General features: G+C 63.9%; 8 protein-coding genes. 6 read left to right on the top strand and 2 right to left on the bottom strand.

The annotated features are described in order from the left end of the window. The first annotated feature begins 111 nt into the window (after window positions 1–111). The 6 genes from AC3WLP_RS12670 (at window position 112) to AC3WLP_RS12645 (ending at window position 5152) form a co-directional block, all read left to right on the top strand. Window positions 112–831 carry an ABC transporter permease gene (locus tag AC3WLP_RS12670; RefSeq protein ID WP_003247720.1) on the top strand — a complete coding sequence of 240 codons (720 nt, stop codon included), beginning with the start codon at window positions 112–114 and terminating at the stop codon, window positions 829–831. Then, complete coding sequence (locus tag AC3WLP_RS12665; RefSeq protein ID WP_003247716.1) at window positions 828–1538, top strand: ABC transporter permease; 711 nt, start codon at window positions 828–830, stop codon at window positions 1536–1538. The genes AC3WLP_RS12670 and AC3WLP_RS12665 overlap by 4 nt, the downstream gene beginning before the upstream one ends. A gap of 16 nt (window positions 1539–1554) precedes the next feature. Then, window positions 1555–2799 (top strand): NAD(P)/FAD-dependent oxidoreductase, encoded by a 1245-nt coding sequence (locus AC3WLP_RS12660; RefSeq protein ID WP_012052076.1) that lies wholly within the window; start codon window positions 1555–1557, stop codon window positions 2797–2799. A gap of 22 nt (window positions 2800–2821) precedes the next feature. Further along, a complete protein-coding gene (locus AC3WLP_RS12655; RefSeq protein ID WP_003247711.1) occupies window positions 2822–3604 on the top strand; it encodes an amino acid ABC transporter ATP-binding protein in 783 nt (260 codons plus the stop codon). Window positions 3605–3871: 267 nt separating this feature from the next. Then, entirely contained in the window at window positions 3872–4432 is a 561-nt protein-coding gene (locus AC3WLP_RS12650; RefSeq protein WP_088512719.1) for a PQQ-dependent catabolism-associated CXXCW motif protein, read from the top strand. A gap of 54 nt (window positions 4433–4486) precedes the next feature. Next, complete coding sequence (locus AC3WLP_RS12645; RefSeq protein WP_088512720.1) at window positions 4487–5152, top strand: response regulator; 666 nt, start codon at window positions 4487–4489, stop codon at window positions 5150–5152. Between the two features lie 45 nt (window positions 5153–5197). Here AC3WLP_RS12645 and AC3WLP_RS12640 read toward each other — a convergent pair whose 3' ends face one another. Then, complete coding sequence (locus AC3WLP_RS12640) at window positions 5198–7096, bottom strand: PAS domain-containing hybrid sensor histidine kinase/response regulator (RefSeq protein ID WP_014860443.1); 1899 nt, start codon at window positions 7094–7096, stop codon at window positions 5198–5200. Further along, the gene (gene nosP, locus AC3WLP_RS12635) at window positions 7065–8228 is read right to left on the bottom strand and encodes a nitric oxide-sensing protein NosP (RefSeq protein WP_003254110.1); all 1164 of its coding nucleotides are present in this window, start codon (window positions 8226–8228) and stop codon (window positions 7065–7067) included. The genes AC3WLP_RS12640 and nosP overlap by 32 nt, the downstream gene beginning before the upstream one ends. Between the last annotated feature and the right edge of the window lie 53 nt (window positions 8229–8281).

The raw sequence follows: 8281 nt of genomic DNA, 5'->3' as shown, positions 1-8281 counted from the left end.
TAGCGGCCCCGGCAATCTCTGCAGTTGCATGAACCCTGGGGCCGCTACGCAGCCCTGTCGCGACGCAAGGCCGCTCCCACAAGGCCGCATAACCCGCCCAAGAGGTTCGTCATGCTCGATCAATTGTCCTTGCTGTCTTTCGCCAGCGGAGGCTGGGGCCAGGCGTTGCTGGCCGGCGCGCTGGTTACCGTTTCCCTGGCCTTGGCCTGCCTGCCCATCGGCCTGCCACTGGGCCTGGTGGTCGCGCTGGCGGCGCGCTCACGCAAACGCCTGCCACGGGCCTGGGCCACCACTTTTTCCACCGTCTTCCGCGGCCTGCCCGAGCTGCTGACCTTGCTGATCATCTATTACGGCTGCCAGATCGCCGCGCAGAAGATCCTCGCCGCCATGGGCTACCAAGGTGAGTTCCTCATCAACACCTTCCTCGCCGCGATGATCGCCTTCAGCCTGGTGTTCGCCGCGTTTTCCAGCGAGATCTGGCTGGCTGCCTTCAAGACCCTGCCCAAAGGCCAGTTGGAAGCCTGCTCGGCGCTTGGGCTTAGCAAGCGCACCGGCTTCTTCAAGGTGCTGCTGCCACAACTGACCCGCATCGCCCTGCCCGGCTTGTCCAACAACTGGCTGTCGCTGCTCAAGGACACCTCGCTGGTGTCGACCATCTCGCTGGTAGACCTGATGCGCCAGACCAACCTGGCGGTCAGCGTAACCAAGGAGCCGATGTTCTTCTACGGTGTCGCCTGCCTGGGCTACCTGCTGTTCGCGGCACTGTCGGGGCGCGTGTTCGCCTACATCGAACGGCGCAGCAACCGCCACCTGCAAGGAGCACGCGCATGAGCTTCGATCAACTGCTGGCAATGGTGCTTGACCCCGACCTGCTGGAACGCTACGGCCCGCGCTTCATCGACGGCCTGCTGGTAACCGCCAAGCTGGTGGCGATTTCCTTCAGCCTGGGTGCTGTGCTCGGCCTTCTGCTGGCCCTTGCCCGCCTGTCTCGCAGCCTGGTACTGCAGCGCATGGCAGCTGGCTACGTGTACTTCTTCCGCGGCTCGCCGCTGCTGGCGCAATTGTTCCTGCTGTATTACGGCCTGGGCTCGCTCAAGGGCTTCTGGCAGGACGTCGGCCTGTGGTGGTTCTTCCGGGATGCGTGGTTTTGCACCTTGCTGGCGTTCACCCTGAACACTGCCGCCTACCAGGCCGAGATCTTCCGCGGCAGCCTGATGGCGGTTGCGCCTGGCCAGCATGAAGCGGCGCGGGCGCTGAACCTGAAGCGCTCGACCACGTTCTTCAAGGTGATATTGCCGCAGTCGCTGCTGGTAGCCATTGGCCCGTTGGGCAACGAACTGATCCTGATGATCAAGGCCAGCGCGATCGCCTCGCTGGTGACGATCTACGACCTGATGGGCGTGACCAAACTGGCCTTCTCGCGCAGTTTCGACTTCCAGATCTACCTGTGGGCCGCCGTGCTCTACCTGGTGATCGTCGAACTGGTGCGGCGCCTGCTGAAACACCTGGAAGCCCGCCTGGGCCGCCACCTGAACTGACCGAAGGATACGTTTCATGCATTGCCAGACCCTTGTCCTCGGCGCCGGCATCGTCGGCGTCAGCACCGCGCTGCACCTACAGGCACGCGGGCGCCAGGTAATTCTGATCGACCGCGACGAACCGGGCAGCGGCACCAGCCACGGTAACGCCGGGCTGATCGAGCGCTCCAGTGTCATCCCCTATGCCTTCCCGCGGCAACTCGGCGCACTGCTGCGCTACGGCCTGAACCGCCAGCCCGATGTGCGCTACAGCCTGGCGCACCTGCCCAAGGCCGCACCGTGGCTGTGGCGTTACTGGCGCCAGTCGGCACCCGGGCGCCTGGCCGGCGCCGCCGCCGATATGTTGCCGCTGGTGCAGCGCTGTGTCGACGAGCATGACGCGCTGATCGCTGCCGCCGGCCTGGAGGGCCTGGTGCAAGCCAAAGGCTGGATCGAAGTGTTCCGCGACCCCGCGCTGTTCGAGCAGGCAAAAACCGATGCCAAGGGCCTGAGCCGCTACGGCTTGCGGTTCGAAATCCTTGAATGCGGGCAGCTGCAGGCACGTGAACATCAGCTGGACGCCACCGTGGTCGGTGGCATCCACTGGCTCGACCCGAAAACCGTGAACAACCCCGGCGCGCTCACCCGTGGCTATGCGGCGCTGTTCCTGCAGCGCGGCGGGCAGTTCGTGCATGGCGATGCGCGCAGCCTGCGCCAGGCCAATGGCCAATGGCGGGTAGAGAGCCAGCGTGGCCCGATCACTGCCGACGAGGTGGTGGCCTGCCTTGGGCCTCAGTCAGCCGACCTGTTCAGCGGCCTGGGCTACCAGATCCCGCTGGCCATCAAGCGGGGCTACCACATGCACTACAGCACCCGTGACGGCGCTCAGCTGGAGCACTCGATCTGCGACACCCAAGGCGGCTATGTACTGGCGCCGATGGCGCGCGGCGTGCGCCTGACCACCGGCATCGAGTTCGACGCAGCCAGCGCGCCTGGCAATCAGATTCAGCTGGGCCGCTGCGAGGCCTTGGCGCGCAAGCTGTTCCCGGCCCTCGGCGATCGTCTGGACGACACGCCATGGCTGGGCCGCCGCCCCTGCCTGCCCGACATGCGCCCGGTGATCGGGCCGGCGCCGCGCCACCCAGGGCTGTGGTTCAACTTCGGCCATGCCCATCACGGCCTCACGCTGGGCCCGGTCTGCGGCCGGCTGCTGGCCGAGCTGCTCACTGGCGAGCCCCCCTTCACCGACCCCGCGCCTTACAGCGCGACCCGTTTCGACTGAACCCACGCGGGAGAACAACAAGATGACCGCACCACTGAGCCTTGCCACCCTTGCCCCCGAACCCGACCCGCGTTCGGTGCTGATACGCATCGAAGGCCTGAACAAGCACTATGGCGCGTTCCACGTGCTGCGTGACATCGACCTGCAGGTGCGCGAAGGCGAACGCATCGTGCTGTGCGGGCCGTCCGGCTCGGGCAAGTCGACCCTGATCCGTTGCATCAACCGCCTGGAAGTCGCCCAGCAGGGCAGCATCCAGGTGGACGGCATCGACCTGGCGGCCACCACGCGCGAGGCCGCACAGGTACGCAGCGACATCGGCATGGTGTTCCAGCACTTCAACCTGTTCCCGCACATGAGCGTGCTCGACAACTGCCTGCTGGCCCCCACCAGCGTGCGCGGGCTGTCACGCAAGGACGCCGAGGAGCGGGCACGCATGTACCTGAGCAAGGTCGGCATCGAAAGCCAGGCGCACAAGTACCCCAGCCAGCTGTCCGGCGGCCAGCAGCAGCGCGTGGCAATCGCCCGGGCGCTGTGCATGAAACCGCGGATCATGCTGTTCGACGAGCCCACTTCGGCGCTGGACCCGGAAATGGTCGCCGAGGTGCTGGATGTGCTGGTGCAGTTGGCGGGCACGGGCATGACCATGCTGTGCGTCACCCATGAAATGGGCTTTGCCCGGCAGGTCGCCGAGCGGGTGCTGTTCCTTGAGGGTGGGCAGATCATCGAGGACAGCCCGCCGCAGGTGTTCTTCAACCAGCCGCGCACCGAGCGGGCCAAGGCGTTCCTGGCGCAGATACTGCACTGATTGAAGACCTGTCACTGAACGTGTGCGAGCGGCCTTGTGTCGCGAAAGGGCTGCGCAGCAGCCCCGGCAATCTATGTACAGTGCTGAAATCCGAGGGCCGCTTTGCGGCCCTTTCGCGACACAAGCCCGCTCCCACACCTTGGGCGTCTCCCTGCCCTCAGGCGCCCGGCCATCTACTACTTTAGTACTGCATTTACTGTCTATCGTCGCATTCACAAAGCACCGCCACTGGCATGTAATGAGTCCATAACAAAAAGGAAAACCTCCATGCCACGTGCCCTGCCCCGGCTGCCACGCTCTTTGCTGGCGGTACTTTCGCTGAGCCTGACGCTAGGCATCGCCCAGGCTGACACGGCGCAGCTGTTCTCCGCCGACGGCTATCGCACCACGCACTATCGCAGCCCGACCCCGCAACAGGTCGAAGGCGGCCAGGTCGTCGACACCGCCACTTTGCAAAGCCTGCTGGGCCAGACGCCCAGGCCGGTGCTGATCGACGTCTATCGCCGCCAATGGCTGCAAGGTCATTTCATCGAAGACGAACCTCACAGCAACCTCCCCGGCAGCCTGTGGCTGGCCAACGCCGGCGACGGCGAACTGAGCCCGGCATGGCAGGACTACTTCGTGCGTAACCTGCAAAAAGCCACGGCCGGGCACCCGGACCAACCACTGGTCTTTTACTGCCGCTCCGATTGCTGGTTAAGCTGGAACGCGGTAAAACGCGCGAAAGCCTTGGGCTATACCAACCTGTATTGGTACCGCGACGGCCTGGATGCATGGCAGCAAGCCAACCTGCCATTGCAGCCGGCACAACCGGTGCCGTTCCCCTGAAATGCCTGTGTATGCGTGCCCCGCTCCATCCAATAAAAACAAGGTGAAAAGGCCATGTACAAAATTCTGATTGCCGACGATCACCCCCTGTTTCGCGAAGCCATCCACAATGTCATCAGCGATGGCTTCCAGGGCAGCGAGGTCATGGAGACCGCGGACCTTGAAAGCGCCCTGGCCCTGACCCAGGCGCATGACGACCTCGACCTGATCCTGCTCGACCTGAACATGCCCGGCATGCACGGCCTCAATGGCCTGATCACCCTGCGCAACGAGGCGCCGACCACGCCGGTGGTCATCGTTTCGGCCGAGCAGGAAAAGCAGATCGTGCTGCAGGCCATTACCTACGGTGCCGTGGGCTTCATCACCAAGTCGTCGCCACGCTCACAGATGATCGAAGCGATCGAGCAGATCCTCAATGGCAATGTCTACCTGCCGCCAGACATCATCCGCGCACCAAAAAGCAGCACCAGCCGGCGCCATAACGATGCCCCAAGCTTCCCGCCGGAAATGCTCCAGGCCCTGACCCGCAAGCAACTGCTGGTGCTCGAGCGCATGACCAAAGGCGAATCGAACAAACAGATCGCCTACACGCTGGACATCGCCGAAACCACCGTCAAGGCCCACGTTTCGGCGATCTTGCGCAAACTTAATGTGCACAACCGGGTACAAGCCATCCTCAGTGCTGGCGATATCGATTTTGCTGATTATCTGCGCCGTTGACCTGTTCCGACGGCTTCGTGGGTAACCCCGCGAAGCGGCCAACCGCTATGCCACGCCACTGGCCAGCAGATGGCTCATCGCCGTCTTGAGTTTCATCGGCCTTACGGGCTTGTGCATCAGCGTGTGACCCAGCTCGCGGATCTGCTGCTTGAGATCGTTGCTGTAGTTGGCCGTGATCATCAGCGCCGGTAGCGGCTGGGCGCGGCGGGCATTGATCCGCGCTACGGCGTCGACACCATTGCAGTCATTGTCCAGGTGGTAGTCGGCAATCAGCAGGTCGGCCTCGGCATGGTAGTTGTCCACCTGGCGCGCCAGGTCTTCCTCCGACAGCGCAGTGACCACCCGGCAGCCCCAACCTTCCAGCAAGGTACGCATGCCCGCACAAATCGCCGCATCGTTATCCAGCACCCACACCCGCGCCCCGCGCAGGCGTTCGAGCATCGGCTCGCAGATCGCCTGGCTTGGCTGGGCCTTGGGTGCAGTGGCGCTCAGCGGCACCTCGACAGCGAACACCGAACCTTTGCCCAGCCATGACCGCACGCGAATCCGGTGGCCGAGGATGCCAGCGATCTTCTCCACGATTGCCAGGCCCAGGCCCAGCCCACGGTCCTGGTCCGGGCGCTGCACATCACCCCGCTTGAACTCCAGGAACATGTCTTCCAGGTGTTCTTCGGCAATACCGATGCCGCTGTCCCACACTTCAATCCGCACGCCACCGCGCTGGCGCCGACACCCCAGCACCACGCGCCCGCTGCGGGTGTAGCGGATAGCATTGCTGAGCAGGTTGCGCAGGATGCGCGCCAGCAGCTGGATGTCACTGCGCACGACGGCAGAACACCCCACAAAATGCAGCTCTAACCCTTCACTACGCGCCACCTGGGCGTATTCGGCAGCCAGGTTGTCCATCAGTTCGTGGAGGGCGAACGGGGCGACATCGGCCTTGATCACCCCGGCATCGAGCTTGGAAATATCCACCAGGGTACCCAACAGGTTTTCCACATCCTCCAGCGAATTGCTGACATTTCGTACCAGGTGGGCAGCGTTTTGCGGTTCGTCGCGCTCGAGCAACGCACTGGTGAACAGCCGCGCCGCGTTCAGCGGTTGCAGCAGGTCATGGCTGACCGCCGCAAGGAACTTGGTTTTCGACAGGTTGGCCTGCTCGGCCTCGCGCTTGGCCTCGCGCAGACGCGACTCGGCCTGGCTGCGCTCTTCGATTTCGCGCAGCAACTGGTCGTTGAGGCTGGTCAGTTCGGCAGTGCGCTCGCGCACCCGTTGCTCCAGGTGCTGATAGGCCTGGTGCAACGCCTGTGCGGTGTTGCGGCGCTCGGTGATGTCGCGGATCAGCACGAAGATACCCACCACTTCGCCACTGGCCAGGCGGTTCGGTACGTAGGAACGTAGCATGTAGCGTTCCTGGCCGTTGATATTGGTCTCGGCAAACTCGAACGTTACGCTCTCCCCCGCCAGCGCCCGCGCCACGTAGCCTTCCAGGCGCTGGTAATGCTGCTCGCTGTGGGCCTCGCGCAGGCTCTGGCCCAGCATCACGCCATGCGGCCAGCAATACCATTCTTCGTAAACCTTGTTGGTGAATTCGTAGACCAGATCGGCGTTCAGGTAGGCGATCAGCGCCGGGACGTTGTCGGTAATCAGGCGAATCTGGTGCTGATGGGCCGTCTCGGCCCGCTGCCGGGCCTCGCTGAGCAGGCGGTTGACGGCCTTGAGCTCGGCCATGGCCTGGTTCAACGCATCGGTGCGTTCGCGCACCTGCTCGGCCAGCACCACTGAATGCTGGAACGCGGCGTAGGGGTCGTTGCCCCGGGTCACGCCCGACTCGATGCGCTCGATCAGTGCGTCATTGATACGCTGCAGCTTGTGGTTCTGGTGCTGCAGCCGGGTCAGCTCGGCCTGCAGTTCAGCGACCGACAGGAGGCCGGTTGCGGGCAATGGCGACCCCGGTGAAGGTCTGGTTGATGTGCATGCCATTGAACTGTTCTCCGTAGGTGTTGAAGCCGATCACCCGTTGCTCGCGCAGGAACGCGCCGACCGGCTCCAGGCCGTGATGGGCCTCCAGTTCCAGCCGCCGCAGGAAACAATCACAACCGATGGTCAGCAGCAACGGTCCGAGACGCTGGTGCAGGCCATCGAACAGCTGGTGCAGGTTCGGCAACAGCGGGCCCGGGGTCATGGCCGTGAGCACGATGCCGTTCTCCACCGCGCAGTAGAAGCTCAAGCTGAGGTCAGGGTGCATTTGCTGGATCGCCCGCACGTAGTACTGATCATGAATGCGCACGGCCAGCGGGTGGGCGGCGAACACCCGGTGATCGAGCGCAGCCACGGGCACACCAATGTGGCGGGCATATTCCTCGGCCGCCGGCTCGGCATTCAGTTCGAAAACCCGGCGCTGGGCGCTGTCGGCACCGGTGACCACCAGCTTTTCCTGGCGCGGCAGGATGTGATGCGTGGTGAACACTTCGAAGTCGAGCCAGGTGTTGACCAGCACCACCACGGCTGCACCGTTGTGGAATGTACCGCCGTAATACACATGGGTGCGGTTCAGGTAGTTGTCGTCACCGGCCGAGCCGCCGAAGTGCGGGATATCCCCCAGGGCTGCGCTGAGTGCGGCAAGCACCATCTCCTCGCGGCTGGACAAGCCATCGAGCAGCGTGAGTGCAAAGCTGTGGCCCTTGATTGGCGCCAGGGTATTGCTGCGGCAGGTGCCGACCAGCCGCTCGACCATCTGCTGCGCGTCGATCAGGCTGAAGCGCTCCATCTCATCGATCAACGCGGTGGCGATCGAAAAGTGCCGGTGATCGAAGCCCACCGCCGTCACGCAATTGCGGCCGTAGCCCAGCGGGGTGATTTCACCGGCGCTGGTGCAGCCGACCAGGCGTATACCGCCAAAGTCTTGTTCCAACGCTTCGCCCAAAGCCTGCAAGTCGTATTCGGCGGAGCAGAAAAACAGCACGAACCCCAGGTGCGGGTGCAGCAACTGCCGCGCCAGGTCCTGAGCGGCCAGCCGTGCGTCGGTAGCCTGCGACATGGCACTGACCACACCGTCGTTATGAGCCTGCTGCATCGTGGTCTCCGGCACGGGGTGGCTGAGTGATCAGTTTAAGGAGGTGGTGGTGG

It is taken from the genome of Pseudomonas sp. FW305-E2 (assembly GCF_058782925.1).
This window is presented reverse-complemented; position numbering and strand designations above follow the sequence as displayed.

Excerpts from the sequence above, each read along its gene's own strand:
- nosP (WP_003254110.1), bottom strand. The coding sequence starts at position 8,228 with ATGCAGCAGGCTCATAACGACGGTGTGGTCAGTGCCATGTCGCAGGCT.
- AC3WLP_RS12665 (WP_003247716.1), top strand. The coding sequence starts at position 828 with ATGAGCTTCGATCAACTGCTGGCAATGGTGCTTGACCCCGACCTGCTG.
- AC3WLP_RS12655 (WP_003247711.1), top strand. The coding sequence starts at position 2,822 with ATGACCGCACCACTGAGCCTTGCCACCCTTGCCCCCGAACCCGACCCG.
- AC3WLP_RS12660 (WP_012052076.1), top strand. The coding sequence starts at position 1,555 with ATGCATTGCCAGACCCTTGTCCTCGGCGCCGGCATCGTCGGCGTCAGC.
- AC3WLP_RS12670 (WP_003247720.1), top strand. The coding sequence starts at position 112 with ATGCTCGATCAATTGTCCTTGCTGTCTTTCGCCAGCGGAGGCTGGGGC.
- AC3WLP_RS12645 (WP_088512720.1), top strand. The coding sequence starts at position 4,487 with ATGTACAAAATTCTGATTGCCGACGATCACCCCCTGTTTCGCGAAGCC.
- AC3WLP_RS12650 (WP_088512719.1), top strand. The coding sequence starts at position 3,872 with ATGCCACGTGCCCTGCCCCGGCTGCCACGCTCTTTGCTGGCGGTACTT.